Annotated in this window: 15 protein-coding genes; 11 read left to right on the top strand and 4 right to left on the bottom strand. The window is 72.7% G+C overall.

The annotated features are described in order from the left end of the window. The first annotated feature begins 1 nt into the window (after position 1). The 5 genes from ACIQPR_RS33690 to hypE are packed head-to-tail and all read left to right on the top strand — an operon-like array spanning position 2 to position 4,874. Entirely contained in the window at positions 2-760 is a 759-nt protein-coding gene (locus ACIQPR_RS33690) for an oxidoreductase (RefSeq protein ID WP_403655986.1), read from the top strand. Further along, complete coding sequence (locus ACIQPR_RS33685; RefSeq protein WP_403655984.1) at positions 757-2,118, top strand: Ni/Fe hydrogenase subunit alpha; 1,362 nt, start codon at positions 757-759, stop codon at positions 2,116-2,118. The genes ACIQPR_RS33690 and ACIQPR_RS33685 overlap by 4 nt, the downstream gene beginning before the upstream one ends. Continuing rightward, positions 2,111-2,731, top strand: coding sequence for a CBS domain-containing protein (locus ACIQPR_RS33680; protein WP_403655982.1), 621 nt, complete (start codon positions 2,111-2,113; stop codon positions 2,729-2,731). The genes ACIQPR_RS33685 and ACIQPR_RS33680 overlap by 8 nt, the downstream gene beginning before the upstream one ends. Next, positions 2,728-3,843 (top strand): hydrogenase formation protein HypD, encoded by a 1,116-nt coding sequence (gene hypD / locus ACIQPR_RS33675; RefSeq protein ID WP_403655980.1) that lies wholly within the window; start codon positions 2,728-2,730, stop codon positions 3,841-3,843. Before ACIQPR_RS33680 ends, hypD begins: the two co-directional genes overlap by 4 nt. Continuing rightward, positions 3,840-4,874, top strand: coding sequence for a hydrogenase expression/formation protein HypE (hypE, locus tag ACIQPR_RS33670; protein WP_403655978.1), 1,035 nt, complete (start codon positions 3,840-3,842; stop codon positions 4,872-4,874). Before hypD ends, hypE begins: the two co-directional genes overlap by 4 nt. Positions 4,875-4,914: 40 nt before the next feature. Here the strand turns inward: hypE and ACIQPR_RS33665 are convergent, their stop codons facing one another. Beyond that, complete coding sequence (locus tag ACIQPR_RS33665; protein WP_403655975.1) at positions 4,915-5,904, bottom strand: Acg family FMN-binding oxidoreductase; 990 nt, start codon at positions 5,902-5,904, stop codon at positions 4,915-4,917. Positions 5,905-6,179: 275 nt separating this feature from the next. On the opposite strand from ACIQPR_RS33665, the gene ACIQPR_RS33660 reads away from it, so the two are divergent. After that, positions 6,180-7,151, top strand: coding sequence for a GerMN domain-containing protein (locus ACIQPR_RS33660; RefSeq protein WP_403655973.1), 972 nt, complete (start codon positions 6,180-6,182; stop codon positions 7,149-7,151). Positions 7,152-7,253: 102 nt separating this feature from the next. On the opposite strand, the gene ACIQPR_RS33655 is transcribed toward ACIQPR_RS33660, so the two are convergent. From ACIQPR_RS33655 to ACIQPR_RS33645, 3 genes are read right to left on the bottom strand one after another with little or no spacing between them, the layout of a single operon-like run. Next, complete coding sequence (locus ACIQPR_RS33655; RefSeq protein ID WP_403655970.1) at positions 7,254-7,772, bottom strand: flavodoxin domain-containing protein; 519 nt, start codon at positions 7,770-7,772, stop codon at positions 7,254-7,256. 21 nt (positions 7,773-7,793) lie between these two features. Next, positions 7,794-8,525, bottom strand: a complete 732-nt coding sequence (locus ACIQPR_RS33650) for a CBS domain-containing protein (RefSeq protein ID WP_403655968.1) — start codon at positions 8,523-8,525, stop codon at positions 7,794-7,796. Positions 8,526-8,536: 11 nt separating this feature from the next. Continuing rightward, a complete protein-coding gene (locus tag ACIQPR_RS33645; protein WP_403655965.1) occupies positions 8,537-11,230 on the bottom strand; it encodes a GNAT family N-acetyltransferase in 2,694 nt (897 codons plus the stop codon). A 258-nt stretch (positions 11,231-11,488) separates the two neighbouring features. Here ACIQPR_RS33645 and ACIQPR_RS33640 point away from each other — a divergent pair, with 258 nt between their 5' ends. The 5 genes from ACIQPR_RS33640 (at position 11,489) to ACIQPR_RS33620 (ending at position 14,927) form a co-directional block, all read left to right on the top strand. Next, positions 11,489-11,953 (top strand): cyclic nucleotide-binding domain-containing protein, encoded by a 465-nt coding sequence (locus ACIQPR_RS33640; RefSeq protein ID WP_403655963.1) that lies wholly within the window; start codon positions 11,489-11,491, stop codon positions 11,951-11,953. After that, complete coding sequence (locus ACIQPR_RS33635) at positions 11,950-12,612, top strand: CBS domain-containing protein (protein ID WP_403655960.1); 663 nt, start codon at positions 11,950-11,952, stop codon at positions 12,610-12,612. Before ACIQPR_RS33640 ends, ACIQPR_RS33635 begins: the two co-directional genes overlap by 4 nt. A 133-nt stretch (positions 12,613-12,745) precedes the next feature. Further along, the gene (locus tag ACIQPR_RS33630) at positions 12,746-13,447 is read left to right on the top strand and encodes a response regulator (protein WP_403655957.1); all 702 of its coding nucleotides are present in this window, start codon (positions 12,746-12,748) and stop codon (positions 13,445-13,447) included. A gap of 383 nt (positions 13,448-13,830) precedes the next feature. Continuing rightward, the gene (locus ACIQPR_RS33625; RefSeq protein ID WP_403655954.1) at positions 13,831-14,343 is read left to right on the top strand and encodes a hypothetical protein; all 513 of its coding nucleotides are present in this window, start codon (positions 13,831-13,833) and stop codon (positions 14,341-14,343) included. Positions 14,344-14,741: 398 nt separating this feature from the next. Next, entirely contained in the window at positions 14,742-14,927 is a 186-nt protein-coding gene (locus tag ACIQPR_RS33620) for a dsRBD fold-containing protein (RefSeq protein ID WP_403655951.1), read from the top strand. Position 14,928: the final 1 nt, after the last annotated feature.

The following is a 14,928-nucleotide window of genomic DNA, read 5'->3' as shown; positions in this document are numbered from 1 at the left end:
GATGGCGCCCAAGCCTGGACTCGCCGTGTTCAAGCTGGCCTCCTGCGACGGCTGCCAGCTCACCCTGCTGGACTGCGAGGACGAACTCCTGGCGCTGGCGGGCCAGGTGGACATCGCGCACTTCCTGGAGGCGTCCAGCGCGGTGGCGGCCGGACCGTACGACCTGTCCCTGGTCGAGGGATCGGTGACCACGGCCGCCGACGCCGAACGCGTCCGGGAGATCCGCGCCGCCTCCCGCCGTCTGGTGACCATCGGCGCGTGCGCGACCGCCGGCGGCATCCAGGCCCTGCGCAACTTCGCGGATGTCGACGAGTTCCGGCGCACGGTCTACGCGCACCCCGAGTACATCTCGACGCTGGCCACCTCCACCCCCGTGTCGGCGCATGTGGACGTCGACTTCGAACTGCGCGGCTGCCCGGTCGACCGGCGGCAGCTCATCGAGGTCGTCACCGCGTTCCTCGCCGGCCGCAAGCCGGACGTCCCCGACCACAGCGTGTGCTTCGAGTGCAAGCGGCGCGGCACGGTCTGCGTCACCGTCGCGCACGGCACCCCCTGTCTGGGTCCCCTCACCCACGCCGGATGCGGGGCACTGTGTCCGGCGTACCACCGCGGCTGCTTCGGCTGCTTCGGGCCGTCCGGTTCGGTGAACCTGCCCGCGCTGATCCCGCTGCTGCGCCGCGACGGCCTCGACGAGGACGCCGTGCGGCGCTACCTGCACACCTTCAACGCCCTCGCGTTCGACAAGGAGTTGGACCAGTGACACACCGCGGATCCCGTGTCCTGCACGTCGGCTCGCTGTCCCGGGTCGAGGGGGAGGGCGCGCTCAGCCTGCATGTGCACGACGGCACGGTCACCGAGGCACGGCTGGAGATCTACGAGCCGCCGCGCTTCTTCGAGGCCTTCCTGCGCGGCCGTTCGTACACCGAGCCGCCGGACATCACGGCCCGCGTGTGCGGGATCTGCCCGGTGGCGTACCAGATGAGCGCCTGTGCGGCCATCGAGGACGCGTGCGGAGTGACGGTCGACCCGGCGGTCCGGGATCTGCGCAGGCTGTTGTACTGCGGCGAGTGGATCGAGAGCCAGGCACTGCACATCTACCTGCTGCACGCCCCGGACTTCCTGGGCCGCGCGAGCGCGATCGAACTGGCCCGCACGCACCAGGCCGAGGTCGAGCGCGGTCTGCGGCTGAAGAAGGCGGGCAACGACCTGATGGAGCTGGTCGGAGGCCGGGCCGTCCATCCGGTCAACGTGCGCCTCGGCGGCTTCCACCGGGCTCCGTCGCGGCACGAACTGCGTGCGCCGACCGAGCAGTTGAAGCGAGCCCTGGACGACGCCTGGGAGACCGTGCGCTGGGTGGCGGGCTTCGAGTTCCCCGACGCGCGCACCGACGCCGATCTGTTCGCGCTGGCCGCCGCCGACACCTACGCGATCGAGACCGGCACACCGACCGTGCTGCGCGCCGACGGCACCAAGGGGAGTTTCCCCGTAGGAGTGTTCACCGAGCACGTCACCGAGACCCATGTGCCGCACTCGACCGCGCTGCACTCCCGCCTGGACGGGCGGCTGCATCTCACCGGCTCGCTGGCCCGGTTCGCGATCAGCGGCGCGCGGTTGTCGCCGGTGGCACGGGAGGCGGCCGTGAGCGCGGGGTTGGGCGATCCGCGCGAGGGCGCCGTGTGCCGCAATCCGTTCCGGTCCATCCTGGTCCGGGCGGTGGAGACGGTGTACGCCCTCGACGAGGCACTGCGCATCATCGGCTCCTACGAGCCGCCCGCGCGCCCGTTCACCGAGGTGCCGCCGGTCGCCGGTGTCGGGCACGGTGCCACCGAGGCGCCGCGCGGAATGCTCTACCACCGGTACGCCCTCGACGGCGACGGGATCGTCACCAGCGCCACGATGGTGCCGCCGACCGCGCAGAACCAGGCCGCGATCGAGGACGACCTGCGCCGTCTCACCCAGGCCGCCGTCCGTGAACACGACCCGGACGACGCCGAGTTGACGGCCCTGTGCGAGCGGGCCATCCGTAACCACGACCCGTGCATCTCCTGCTCCACCCACTTCCTCGACCTGAGGATCGTCCGTACCCCGCAAGACACCGTGGGAGGCCGCCATGCCTGAATCCCCGTACACCGTCAGCGATGTGATGACGCACACCGTCGTCGCCGTCGGCAGCGAGGCGCCCTTCAAGGAGGTCGCGAAACTGCTCGACCAGTGGAAGGTCAGTGCCCTGCCGGTGCTGGCCGGTGAGGGACGGGTCGTCGGGGTGGTCTCCGAGGCCGACCTGCTGGCCAAGGAGGAGTTCCGCGACACCGAGGAGGGCGACTCCGCCGCACGGACGAAGGCCGGTGCGGTCACCGCGGGCGAGCTGATGAGCACCCCGGCCGTGAGCGTGCACCCGGACGCCACCGTCGCCGAGGCCGCCCGCATCATGGCCCGCCGGCACGTGAAACGACTGCCCGTCGTGGACGGCGTCGGACTGCTCCAGGGGGTGGTCAGCCGCGGCGACCTGCTCAAGGTGTTCCTGCGCCAGGACGGCGAGATCGCGGCGGAGGTCCGGCACGACGTGCTGAACCGGCTCCCGGTCACCAGCCCGCTGACGGTCGGGGTGAGCGACGGCGTGGTGACGCTCGGCGGCTCGCTGCCCGACCGGCAGCTCGTGCCGGTGATCGCCCGCGCCGTGCGCGCCGTGGAGGGGGTCGTCGACGTACGGCTCGACCTGACGCACCGATGAAGTACCTCGACGAGTACCGCGATCCCGTGCTCGCCCGGCGGCTGCTGGACGAGCTGCGGCGGACGGCCACCTCGCCCTGGCGGATCATGGAGGTGTGCGGCGGCCAGACCCACACCCTGGTCCGCCAAGGGATCGACGAGCTGCTGCCCGCCGGGATGCGGATGATCCACGGCCCCGGCTGCCCGGTGTGCGTGACCCCGCTGGAGACCCTGGACCGGGCCATGGCCGTCGCCGCCCGGCCCGGTGTGATCCTCACCAGCTTCGGCGACATGCTGCGTGTGCCCGGCACCGGCACGGACCTGCTGTCGCTGCGGGCGCGCGGCGCGGACGTCCGCGTGGTGTACGCCCCGATGGACTCCGTACGGCTGGCCGCCGCCCACCCGGACCGGGAGGTCGTCTTCCTGGCCGTCGGCTTCGAGACGACCGCGCCCGCCAACGCGACGGCGGTGCTGCACGCGGCCCGCCTCGGCCTGACGAACTTCTCGATGCTGGTCAGCCATGTCCTGGTGCCGCCCGCGATGACCGCGCTGCTCGACGACCCGGACTGCGAGGTACAGGCGTTCCTCGCGGCGGGGCATGTGTGCGCGGTGATGGGCTGGCGCGCGTACGAACCGATCGCCGCCCGCTACCGGGTGCCGGTCGTGGTGACCGGTTTCGAACCCCTCGACCTGCTGGAGGGCATCCTGATGACGGTCCGTCAGCTGGAGTCCGGACGGGCCGAGGTGGAGAACCAGTACGTGCGGGCCGTGCGGCGTTCGGGCAACACCGCCGCCCAGGACGCCGTGCGCGAGGTCTTCCGCGTCACCGACCGTGCCTGGCGCGGTATCGGCGTGCTGCCCGACAGCGGTCTCGAACTCGCCGCGAAGTACCGGGAGTTCGACACGGCCCAGCGGTTCGACGTGGGCGGGCTGAGCCCGGTGGAGGACCCCGAGTGCATCGCGGGCGCGATCCTGACCGGGGCGAGGCTGCCCACCGACTGCACCGCCTACGGGACCCGGTGCACCCCCCGTCGTCCCCTCGGCGCGCCGATGGTGTCGTCCGAGGGCACCTGCGCCGCCTTCCACGCGGCCGGACGCACCGCCGGCCCAGCGCCTTCGAGGAGCACGCCATGACCATCGACTGCCCCGCCCCCGTCCACGAGGACGAGGTCGTGCTGCTGGGCCACGGCGCCGGCGGCCGGCTCAGCGAGGAACTGCTGGACCGGCTGATCCTGCCCGCACTGGGCGAGACCGCCGGACCGCTGGAGGACGCGGCGCTGCTGCCGGGTCACCGGGAACTCGTGATCAGCACCGACAGCTTCGTGGTCAGCCCGCTGTCCTACCCCGGCGGGGACATCGGCTCGCTCGCCGTGCACGGCACGGTCAACGATCTCGCGATGCGCGGCGCGTGGCCGATCGCGCTGTCGGTCGCGCTGATCGTCGAGGAGGGGCTGCCGCTGGCCGAACTGCGTTCCGTCGTCGCCTCGTTGGGGAAGGCGGCCCGGGAGGTGGGGGTGCCCGTGGTCACCGGTGACACCAAGGTCGTGGGCCGTGGTGCCGCCGACCGGCTCTTCGTCAACACCACCGGCGTCGGGCAGCGGCACGGCTCCCTTCACCCGTCCGCCGCGCTGGCCCGCCCGGGCGACGCGGTGCTGCTGTCCGGGCCGGTCGGACTGCACGGCACGACCGTGCTCAGCACCCGGGAGGGCCTCGGCTTCGAGAGCGACATCGCCTCCGACTCCCGGCCTCTGCACCGCCTGGTGCGTGCCCTGGCACCGATCGGTCCCGCCGTCCACGTACTGCGCGACCCGACCCGGGGCGGGCTCGCCGCCTGCCTCAACGAGATCGCCCGCGACTCGTCCGTCGCCGTCGAGATCGAGGAGCGCGCCGTACCCGTGCCGGAGGCGGTCGCCGCCGCCTGCGACCTGCTCGGCCTGGACCCACTGGTCGTCGCCAACGAGGGCTGCATGGTCGCCTTCGTCTCCGCGGACGCCGCCGAGGACACGCTGGCCGCGATGCGGTCAACGGGCGAGGGCGCGCAGGCCGTACGCATCGGCGAGGTACTGCCCGCCGGCCCGCCGGGACGGGTGACGCTGCGGACGCTGGTGGGCGCCCGACGCATCGTGGACATGCCGCTCGGGGAACAACTCCCCCGCATCTGCTGAGCACGGGCCCCTCTTCCCGCAACACCCGCCGAGGCGGTCGTCACCGCCCGGCCGGGGCGCCGTCACGCACGAGCACGTCGGAGGGCGCACGACGCGGGCTGCTCCACGTCTGCGCGGGGTGTCCGAGCCGCAGCACCAGCTGCGGGAAGTTCCCGGCCGTCACTCGACGGCGCAACACCGCCCGCAGCGCGGGCAGTTCGAGCGGCTGCGTATGGAACGCGGCCATGACGCCCCGAGCGGCCGAGGCCAGCAGGACGCGCTGCAGCGCCTGTCCCGACCGCAGCCAGTCCTGACGGTCGTCGCGCGGGGTGGACAGCGTGGCGACGACGCCGGTCCCCTGGCCTCGCCTGCGGGCCGGGACGAGGTAGCGGCGGGCGAGGTCGAGGTAGTCACGGCCGGCGAGGAGAGTGCAGTCCGGGTGGTAGCGGCAGGCCTCCACGGGTATGCCGTCGGATCCCACACCGCGCCTCACCTCCCAGATGTGCCCCGGATCCGCGCGGTGCACGTCCTCGGCGGTGCGCACCAGCTGGGCGAGCACGTCCAGATCCTCGGGCTCGTCGAGGACCCGGAGGACGGCGCCCTCGACCCGGGCGTGCTCGTGCAGGTCGTCCAGAAGGCCCTCGGGCAGCGGTGCGCAGGTGAACGGGCCCCGGTGGGTGTGGCGTTGGGCCATCGCGGCGGCGAAGGCCGCCTCCTCGGGCGTGCTCGGCGCGTGCGCGGCGAAGCGCACACGGGCGAGGAAGCCCGGGTTCCCGGGTTCCGGCAGCAGGTCGACGGCCGGCTGGAAGCCCAGGTGCCGTACGGCCGTCCGCGCGTTGAAGAGCGCCGCCCCGCAGGCGATGACCATCTCCCTGCCGCCGGGGTCGGTGAGAAGCATGCGGTGCCCGGCGTCGGCGTGCACCTCGAAGCCGTGGTCGTGGCCCTCCTCGGCGAAGAACCAGGGCTGGCTGTTGTGCGGGGAGGGCGCCAGGGAGGCGGCGCGGGCCAGGTGCATCACCGCGTGACCGGAGTTCTCGTACGACACGGACATGGTGGATCCCGCCTTTCGCGAACCGTCCACCCTTCGTGAACCGTCCGATCTCAGCGTCCCCTCCCGTGCCGCGTCGGGGCATGGGCCGACGGTCCCGCCACCCGGTCCGGGCAGCCCTCGCCGATGCGTCGACCACCCCTCCCGCGCCTCGGGACGGACCCGCCGGGGCCGAACGGCCCCGGGCCGCCCGGCCGTTCGGCGGGACGACGGGCACCGGCCGACACTGGAGGCCGTCCTCGCCGAGCGGTTCGCTGGAAGTGTCGGAGGAGGATGCCATGTCCAGCGAAACACCGGCCGCCCGCCGCCACCGCCCGGTCCTGGTCGCGGCGGTGCTCGCGCTCCCACTGCTCCCGCTCTCCGCCTGCGGCACGACCATCGCGCCCGGAACGTCCCCCGGAACGTCGTCTCCCTCGGACACGGGAACCTCGGGCGGTACGAGCGGGGGCCCCGCACGCTCCACGTCGGTCGCGCCGGGGACAACCGCGCCGAAGCCCTCGTCGGGCGATCGCAGCGGCTCCAGCACCTCGGCGGCGAAGCAGGTCCGTACCGCGGTGTACTTCCTGCACGCCGACAAGGTCTCGGCCGCGCCGCGTACCGTCACGGCGCCCGCGACCGCCACCGCGGCGGTGCGCGCCCTGCTGGCCGGCCCCACCCGCTCCGAGCGCGTCCGGTTCCGCACCACCGCGATCCCGTCCGGCACCGCTCTGCGGTCGGTGGCCGTCCACGACCACATCGCGACGGTCGACCTCTCCGCTCGCTACGACGACGGTGGCGGGAGCCTGTCGCTACGGGAGCGCCTGGCCCAGGTCGTGTTCACGCTCACCCGCTTCCCCGGCGTGCACAAGGTGGCCTTCGAGATCGAGGGCAAGCCGGTCGCACGCTTCGGTTCCGAGGGAATCGTGCTCAACGGCCCGGTCGGCCGCGCCGACTTCGAGGACGTGTCGCCGTCCGTCCTGGTCGAGTCGCCGCTGCCGGGCGACTCGGTCCGTACCCCGTTGCGCGTGTGGGGCAGCGCCAACACGTTCGAGGCCGTGTTCCGGCTCAGGGTGACCGACGCGGCCGGGCACAGGGCCGCCGACGTGCAGGTCCGTGCCACCTCCGGCACCGGTACCCGCGGCACCTTCGACGTCACCGTCCCCTACCACGCCACCCGCACCGGTCCGGGCCTGCTCACGGCGTACTTCGTGTCGCCGAAGGACGGCCGTCCGGTGACCGTCGACACCGTGCCCCTGACCGTGAACCGCTGACACCGGTCCCCGGCACGTGAGAACCCCGGCGCGTGTCACGCGCCGGGGATCGTCCACGTCGGGTCGAAGGTGCCGTCCGCTCAGGGTCCGGTCAGAGTCCGCTCAGACCGCGCCGGCCGCGTTCCGCAGCCCGAGCAGTTCGTCGGCGATCCCTGCCGCCCACGCCTCGATCGCGGCGAAGTCGCGGAAGTCCCCGCCCTTTCCGCCCCGTACGATCGACCGGGCGAGGCGCCCCTCGGCGTCCTCCCCCAGGCAGCCGCCGAAGGTGGTGTGCCCTCGGGCGTCGAGCCGGATCATGGCCCGCCGCACACCGGGCACCGGCGGGATGTCCCGCTCCGAGGCCGACGCGTCGAGCGGGCCGCTGCTGAACAGCCACACCGGCCGCCCGGCCAGGGCCCGGCGGTGCCGGCCCAGGAAGCGGCGCGCGTCCCGCTGCCAGTGTCCCGCGTACAGGGCGCCGCCGATGACGACGGCGCCGTAGGGTTTCACGTCGGGGACGGTGGCCGCGGGCAGCGCCTCGGCGGTGACGCCCGCCTTGTTCAGGACGTCGGCCACCGCCTCGGCGATCCCGGCCGTCGATCCGTTCTTCGTTCCGTAGGCGACCAGCACGCTCGCATGCATGACGGTCCGCCTCCTTTCCTTTCACCTGCCGCGCGGCCAGCCGTCGGCGACGCCGTGGACGGCGGGCGGCTCGGGCCGCGTGTGCGAGTCGTCGAGCCGGAAGGTCAGGTTGTCGACCACTGCGACCACGCCGTCGATCTGTTCGGTCATGGACACGGCGATCTCCGTTTCGCTCCTACGCTCCATCTGGCCGACGAGGGTGACCACTCCGTCGACGACGGAGACCTCGACGGTGTGTGCCGGCACCCACAACGCCCTTTGCAGTACGTCCTGTTCGACCACGGTGCGGATCTCCGCGTCGGGCCGCAGGAACACCGTCAGCAGGTCGCGGCGGGTGACGATGCCGACGAGCCGGTCCTCCTCGTCGAGGACGGGCAGCCGCTCGATCCGGTGCTGTGTCATGGCCCGGGCGGCCTCGACGATGGTGTCCTCGGCGTGCACGACGACGGGCGGCGCGGTCATCAGGCGGCCGGCGGTACGGGCCCCGGCCTTCACGGCCCGGGCCCGGCCCCGGCGCGTCAGGGCGGCGAGCCGGACGCGCTTCCTGGACTCGTAGGGGTCCGGTGTGTCGGCCTGCCGGATCATCAGGTCCGTCTCGGAGACGACTCCGATGACCTTCTCGTCCTCGTCGACCACCGGCAGTCCGCTGATCCGGTGCTCTCCGAGCAGTCGGGCCACTTCCTTGAAGGGCGTGCCGTACACGGCGTGCACGACCTCCGTGGTCATCACGGAGCCGACCTTGTTGTGCTTCATGGTTCTCCTCCTCAGCGGAGCCGGCGCAGATAGGGGTCCTGCGGCCGTCGGGGCAGCAGGCGCACGCGCGCGTCGAGCACGGTGACCCGGCCCGGCGTCGCGAGAACGGGGTTGAAGTCGGCCTCGGCCAGCTGCGGCAGGTCGCTCGCCATCCGGGACAGTCGCAGCAGCAGTTGTTCGAGGCCTTCGAGGTCCACGGGTCCGGCGCCGTCCGCACCGAAGAGCAGCGGGGCGCAGCGCGGGGACGTGATCAGGTCGTGCACGTCGTCGTCGGTGAGCGGGGCGAGCCGTGCCGCGTGGTCGGCGAGGATCTCGGTCGCCGTGCCGCCGAGTCCGAACAGGACCAGCGGTCCGAAGACCTCGTCCTGGACGACCCCCGCGAACAGTTCGGTGCCGCGGTCGGCCAGGGGCTGGAGCACCACGCCCGTCAGGCGTCCGGCGAACCGGGTCTCCAGGTCGCGGAAGGCGGCACGGATCTGGGAGTCGCCGCGCAGGTCGAGGTGGATCGCGTGCTCGACGGACTTGTGCACAAGACCCGGCCAGTGGCCCTTCATGACCACCCGGCCGTCGGCACCCCGGAGCCGGTCGGCGGCGAGGACGGCGTCGTCCTCGGTCTCGGCCCAGGCCCACGGGGACTGCGGGATGCCGTAGCAGCTGAGCAGTTCGGCGCACACCCGCGGTTCGAGCCAGCCGCCGTCGGGGTGGCCGTCGAGGTAGACCTCGGCCACGGCGTGGGCGCGCTCGGTGTCGACGTCGTCGAGGACGGGGACGGTGCCCACAGGCCGGGCGAGCCAGGCCGCGCGGTGCGCCGCGTGTGCCAACGCCCGCGCCGCCGCCTGGGGTTCGGCGTACGAGGGGATCGCGCCGCCGTCCGTCGCGGGCAACAGCTCGACGGGCAGGGCCTGTTCGAGCCGGACCACGACAACCGGCTTGTTCCGTCGGGCCGGAGCGCGGGTCAGTGCCCGGGTCAGGTCGTCGCCGGTCGCCTCGGCGACCGCCGTGGGGACCAGTGCCACGAGGACGGCGTTGAATCCGCCGTGCCGCATGATCCGGTCCACGCAGTCCGCGAGTTGCTCCTCCGTGACGGCCGCGGTGGCGTCGACGGGGTTTCCCGCCGCGGCACCCTCGGGCAGTACGGCCAGCAGGTCGTCGATCAGCTGCGGGGTCGGCGCCGACAGGCTCAGCCCGGCCTCGGCACAGGCGTCGGCCGCGAGCACACCGGCGCCGCCCGCGTTGGTCACGATCGCCACGCGCGCGCCGACGGGCAGCGGCTGGGCGTGCATCAGGGCCGCGGCTTCGAGGAGTTCGCCGACCGAGCGGGTGGCGGTGATGCCGGCCTGCGTGAACAGGGCCCCTCGGGTCATGGTGCGGGTGGCCGCCGCCGCGGTGTGCGAGGCGGCGGCGCGACGGCCCGCGTCGGTGCGGCCGGCGTCGACGGTCAGCACGGGCATGCGGCGGGTCACTCGCCGGGCGGTCCGGGAAAAGGCCCGCGGGTTGCCGAAGGACTCCAGGTGCAACAGGGCCAGGTCGGTGCGGTGGTCGCTCTCCCACCACTGGAGCATGTCGTTGCCGCTGACGTCGAACTTGTCGCCGAGGGAGACGAAGGAGGAGACGCCTATGCCGAGGCGGGACATGCCGTCCAGGAGGGCGATGCCCACTCCCCCGGACTGCACGGCGACACCGGCGGTGCCGGGGCTCGGGTGGTCGGCGGCGAAGGTGGCGTCCAGGCTCAGGGCCGGATCGGTGTTGGAGACGCCGAGACAGTTCGGTCCGACGAGCCGCATGCCGTACGTCCGGCAGAGGGTCATCAGGTCCCGCGCGTGGTCGGCGTCGAGACCCGCGGTGATCACGAGGAGGGCGCGCACCCCCGCCTTGCCGCACTCCTCGGCGGTCGCCGGTACGGCGGCGGCGGGCACGGCGACGACGACCAGGTCGGGGGTCCTGGGCAGGGCGGACACCGAGGGGTACGAGGGCACGCCGAGGATCGTGGTCGCGGCGGGGTTCACGGCGAAGAGGCGACGGGTGAAGCCGCCGGAGCGCAGATGGTGCAGGATCGCCCGGCCCACCGAGCCCGCCGTGCGGCCGGCGCCGACGACGGCCACCGCGTCCGGCCGCAGCAGCGGTTCGAGGCTGGCGACGTCGGCCGCCCGGCCCCGCTCCTCGGTGGCCGACAGGTACCCCTCGCTCTGGTCGAGGGCCAGGGTGCAGCGCGTCTCGGGTCCTTCGAAGCGGCGGACGGTACGCAGTCCGAGATCGGCGAAGAGCCGCAGCACCTCGCGGTTCTCGCTGAGCGCGTCGGCCGTGAACATCGTGATGCCCTCGGTCCGGGCCGCTGAGACCAGGTGTTCGACCAGCAGCGTGCCGACACCCCGGTGGTGCAGTCCGTCGGCGACCGCGATCGAGATGTCGGCCACCGTCCCGGTGCCGGAGGTGTCGTACTCGGCGAGTCCGACGATCCGGCCCAGGGTCTCGGCCACGAGGGCCCGGTATCCGGGGTGCGGCGCCGCGCACGCGCGGTCCGCGGCCATCTCGCCCGCGCGTCGGCTGATCCCGAAGAAGCGCAGCCGCAGGTTCTCCGGGGACATCTCCTCGTAGAAACCGCGCAGTTGCTCGTGGTCGCCGGGCCGTGCCTGTCGGATGCACACCGTGGTGCCGTCCGCGAGCAGGGCGTGGACGGTGGGCCTGCCGAGCGCGTCGTGCGTCATCGCGGAACCCCTTCCAGATCTGTGGACACTCCGAGGGTCCGCCGGAACGGGCCGCGCTCCCATGGGCTGTCCGGGGGCGGACCGGGGGCCGGTCGGCCCCTGATACGGGCCCGGTCCGGACGTTCCGCGGCCGGGGCGGCACGGGAGCGGTGACCTGCCGGACGGCCTCCCCGCTGGGCCGGGTGGCCCATGGTCCGGGCCCTGCCGGCGGGCCCACCCTGGAGGTGGCAGTTCCGTACGCCTTACTGGAGGCACGCCATGAACGGTCCGGTAACCATGAGCCTGCCGCGCGCCCTCCCCGCCGAGTACCGGGAGCGGTTGATGGGGATGGCCCACGAGGTGTCGTATCCCCTGGGCACCCGTCTCTTCGAGGAGAACCAGCGCGCGGACCGGTTCTGGATCATCCGCAGCGGCACCGTCGACCTCGACATGCACGTGCCGGGTCGCCGGGCGGCCGTCATCGAGTCCCTGGGCCACAACGAACTCGTCGGCTGGTCCTGGCTGTTCGCCCCGCACACCTGGCATCTGGGCGCCGAAGCGACGACCCCGCTCAGGGCCTACGAGTTCGACGCCCAGGCCGTGCGGGCCGCGTGCCGGCAGGATCCGCAGTTCGGCATCGCCGTCGCCGAGTGGGTGGGCCAGGTCGTGGCGCACCGGCTGCGCGCGGCCCGTACCCGGCTGCTGGACCTGTACGGCCCCTACGGCAGCGGGAGCGGGCGATGACCACCGGATCCCCGCACGTCGTGAGCGATGTGATGACCCGGTCGGTCGCCACCGTCGACGGCGCGGCGTCCTTCAAGGACATCGTGCGGGCCATGCAGGAACGCAGGGTGAGCGCGCTGCCCGTGCTGGACGCGGCGGACCGGGTCATAGGCGTGGTCTCGGAGGCCGACCTGCTCCCCAAGGAGGAGTTCCGCGACAGCGACCCCGACCGGTACACGCAGTTGCGGAGGCTGTCCGACCTGCGCAGGGCCGGCTCGGTGACGGCGGACGAGCTGATGACCTCCCCCGCCCTCACCGTCCCGGCGGACGTCACACTCGCGCAGGCCGCGCGGGACATGGTGCGGGCCCGGGTGAAGCGGCTGCCCGTCGTCGACGACGACGGACGGCTGCTGGGCATCGTCAGCCGGGCCGACCTCCTGAAGGTGTTCCTGCGCGAGGACGAGGAGATCGCGGAGGAGGTCCGCCGGGAAGTGGTCGCCTACCTCTTCCCCGCACCGGACTCGCAGGTTCGGGTGGCGGTCGGTGACGGCATCGTCACGTTCGGCGGCCGGGTTCGCGACACCTCTCTGGTGCCCGCGGCGGCCCGCCTGGCGCGAGGCGTCGAAGGAGTGGTGGACGTACGGTTCGAACTCGACGGACAGGATCCGCCCATGGTCTGACGGGGCGGGCTCCGCAGGGTGCACCATGGCCGAAGAGGGGCCGGTCGGCCCTAGCGCGACCGGCCTCGGCAGGTGATGATCACGAGCACGGACGTCCGCAGCACGTCTCACACCCGGGGAACAAGGGGTCGTCATGACCGAGTCACGTACCTTCACGGCGCAGGACCCGATCCGCGTCTTCCTGCTGGACGACCACGAGGTCGTCCGGCGTGGTCTGTCCGACCTGCTGGACTCCGAGCCGGACATCAGCGTGGTCGGCGACGCGGGCAACGTGGAGCACGCTCTCGTACGGGCTCCCGCGGTACGGCCGCACGTGGCCGTGCTGGACGTGCGGCTGCCGGACGGCGACGGCATCTCCGTCTGCCGTGAACTGCGCAGCAACATGCCGGAGCTGGCCGTCCTGATGCTGACGTCGTTCGACGACGAGGAAGCGCTGCTGGACGCGATCATGGCCGGTGCGTCCGGCTATGTGCTCAAGCAGATCAAGGGCTCGGACCTGGTCTCGGCGGTGCGCACGGTCGCCTCGGGCCAGTCGATGCTCGACCCGGCGACCACGGCCCGCCTGATGCGTTCCCTGCGCACCGAGCCGGCCGCCGCGCCGGAGGTGGCACCCGAACTGGCGGGCCTGTCGCCGCGCGAGCGGGAGATCCTGGCGCTCATCGGGGACGGTCTGACCAACCGGGAGATCGGCAAGAAGCTGTACCTGTCGGAGAAGACGGTCAAGAACCACATCTCCCGGCTGCTGGCCAAGCTGGGCGTCCAGCGCCGGGTGCAGGCCGCGGTGATCGCCTCGCACCTGGAACAGCCCGAACAGGACGCGCCGCGCCCCCGGTGACCTTCGGCTCAAGGCGGGGAAGCCTCTCGCCCCGGCACCGTGCTTCTCGACCGCCGCCTCGGCGGACCCACACGATTCTCGTTGACTCCGGGGTCGTACGACGCGGTTCGGAGCGGGCCCACCGCTGCTGCCGCCTGCCGCCTTCCAGCTTCCGCCTTTCCGAACTCGCTTTGCCCACCGCCCTGTTGAACGCGTCGTCCGGGATCGAATCCAGCGCCCACGTCCGGCGTTGGGCCCTACCGGCCTGGGCAACGCGCCGAACGGTCCACGAAGGCAAGCCACTTGGCCCTCGAAAACGCCCGCACGGCGCGATCCACTGAAGGTGACGACTTCTCGGACTTCCCCAGGAACGACCAGAAAGGACAGGAAGGGAGGGGACCTCCATGGCCAAGTCCCTCACAGTGCGCCACATCACACCCGGTGCGACGGTGCCACCTCGGCGCTCGCGCGTGCCGGCGTCCGCCACCCGCACGGCAGCCGGACGCGAGGGCGCGCCGCTGTCCGCCGTCGACCACGTCGCCGACTTCTACGGCGCCTACACCGACGCACTGCGCGACCGGGGCCGCGGACAACTCGCCGAGGCCCTGCGGCACCACTACCTCACACCCGACCTGCGGCGCAGACTGATCAGCTGGGAAGCGGTCCACGCCAGGGACGGTGTACTGCGCTCCACCGATGTGCCGACCTCGTGGCGCGTGGACTACGACAACAGCGGCACGGGGCACTGCTGGAGCCGGGTCACCCTGGTCCGGGAGGACGGGGACGGACAGCCCCGCCGCACACACCTCGTGGTCCGGTCCGACCTGGCCACGCGCCGCATCTCCGATATCCGGACGGGGGTCGCCGGACCGGTACGCGGATCACGGGAGCGCCCCGCTCCTCCGTCCCGTACGTGACACCGCGGAGCACGACAGTCAATGGCCCCATGGTCCTGAGCCTTGCCCCCCACCGTCCCCCTGCTTCACTCAAGTGCACAGACGAGTATGGAAAGTGACACGGAGGCAGTTCCCCCCAACGCCCCGTGTCGGACGTCCCGGTGGGTCGGTGCACCGGGACGGTGTCCGCCAAGCGCGGGAGCAGGCGGATGCGTGCCCGCGCGGTGATACCGAACCGCGCGGGCATTTCCCGGGCGCGGCTTCGACCAAGTGCCGCACCCCTCGGCGTCCGCGCCTGCACTGTGCGCCCGGGTCCCCTCCGCCCCGGGAGTCCAAGCCCGGCAGAGGCAGTTCGGGGCCTGCAACCGCGCCGGCTTCCGTTCCAAGCTGGAGGGAGAGATTCCCGAGAGGGGGAAGTCATGGCGTCCGTCACCTTCGAAAAGGGCACCGGCCGCGGCGTGGCCCGGCGCAACCCGATCGACCGTTCCGTCCCAGAGGTCGGTGAGGAACTCGCCGCCAGCCGAGCGCTGAAGGACCTCGCCGTACGACTCCACGACGTCGCCCGCGACGACATCACCGAGTTGACGGGTCCCGCCGCACAGTGAC

The organism is Streptomyces sp. NPDC091280 (assembly GCF_044768565.1).
Classification (GTDB): Bacteria; Actinomycetota; Actinomycetes; order Streptomycetales; family Streptomycetaceae; genus Streptomyces.
Note: the sequence above shows the minus strand (reverse complement) of the source record. Positions and strands in the feature narration are given on the sequence as shown.

Excerpts from the sequence above, each read along its gene's own strand:
- ACIQPR_RS33690 (WP_403655986.1), top strand. The coding sequence starts at position 2 with ATGGCGCCCAAGCCTGGACTCGCCGTGTTCAAGCTGGCCTCCTGCGAC.
- ACIQPR_RS33680 (WP_403655982.1), top strand. The coding sequence starts at position 2,111 with ATGCCTGAATCCCCGTACACCGTCAGCGATGTGATGACGCACACCGTC.
- hypD (WP_403655980.1), top strand. The coding sequence starts at position 2,728 with ATGAAGTACCTCGACGAGTACCGCGATCCCGTGCTCGCCCGGCGGCTG.
- hypE (WP_403655978.1), top strand. The coding sequence starts at position 3,840 with ATGACCATCGACTGCCCCGCCCCCGTCCACGAGGACGAGGTCGTGCTG.
- ACIQPR_RS33665 (WP_403655975.1), bottom strand. The coding sequence starts at position 5,904 with ATGTCCGTGTCGTACGAGAACTCCGGTCACGCGGTGATGCACCTGGCC.
- ACIQPR_RS33660 (WP_403655973.1), top strand. The coding sequence starts at position 6,180 with ATGTCCAGCGAAACACCGGCCGCCCGCCGCCACCGCCCGGTCCTGGTC.
- ACIQPR_RS33655 (WP_403655970.1), bottom strand. The coding sequence starts at position 7,772 with ATGCATGCGAGCGTGCTGGTCGCCTACGGAACGAAGAACGGATCGACG.
- ACIQPR_RS33650 (WP_403655968.1), bottom strand. The coding sequence starts at position 8,525 with ATGAAGCACAACAAGGTCGGCTCCGTGATGACCACGGAGGTCGTGCAC.
- ACIQPR_RS33645 (WP_403655965.1), bottom strand. The coding sequence starts at position 11,230 with ATGACGCACGACGCGCTCGGCAGGCCCACCGTCCACGCCCTGCTCGCG.
- ACIQPR_RS33640 (WP_403655963.1), top strand. The coding sequence starts at position 11,489 with ATGAACGGTCCGGTAACCATGAGCCTGCCGCGCGCCCTCCCCGCCGAG.
- ACIQPR_RS33635 (WP_403655960.1), top strand. The coding sequence starts at position 11,950 with ATGACCACCGGATCCCCGCACGTCGTGAGCGATGTGATGACCCGGTCG.
- ACIQPR_RS33630 (WP_403655957.1), top strand. The coding sequence starts at position 12,746 with ATGACCGAGTCACGTACCTTCACGGCGCAGGACCCGATCCGCGTCTTC.
- ACIQPR_RS33625 (WP_403655954.1), top strand. The coding sequence starts at position 13,831 with ATGGCCAAGTCCCTCACAGTGCGCCACATCACACCCGGTGCGACGGTG.
- ACIQPR_RS33620 (WP_403655951.1), top strand. The coding sequence starts at position 14,742 with ATGGCGTCCGTCACCTTCGAAAAGGGCACCGGCCGCGGCGTGGCCCGG.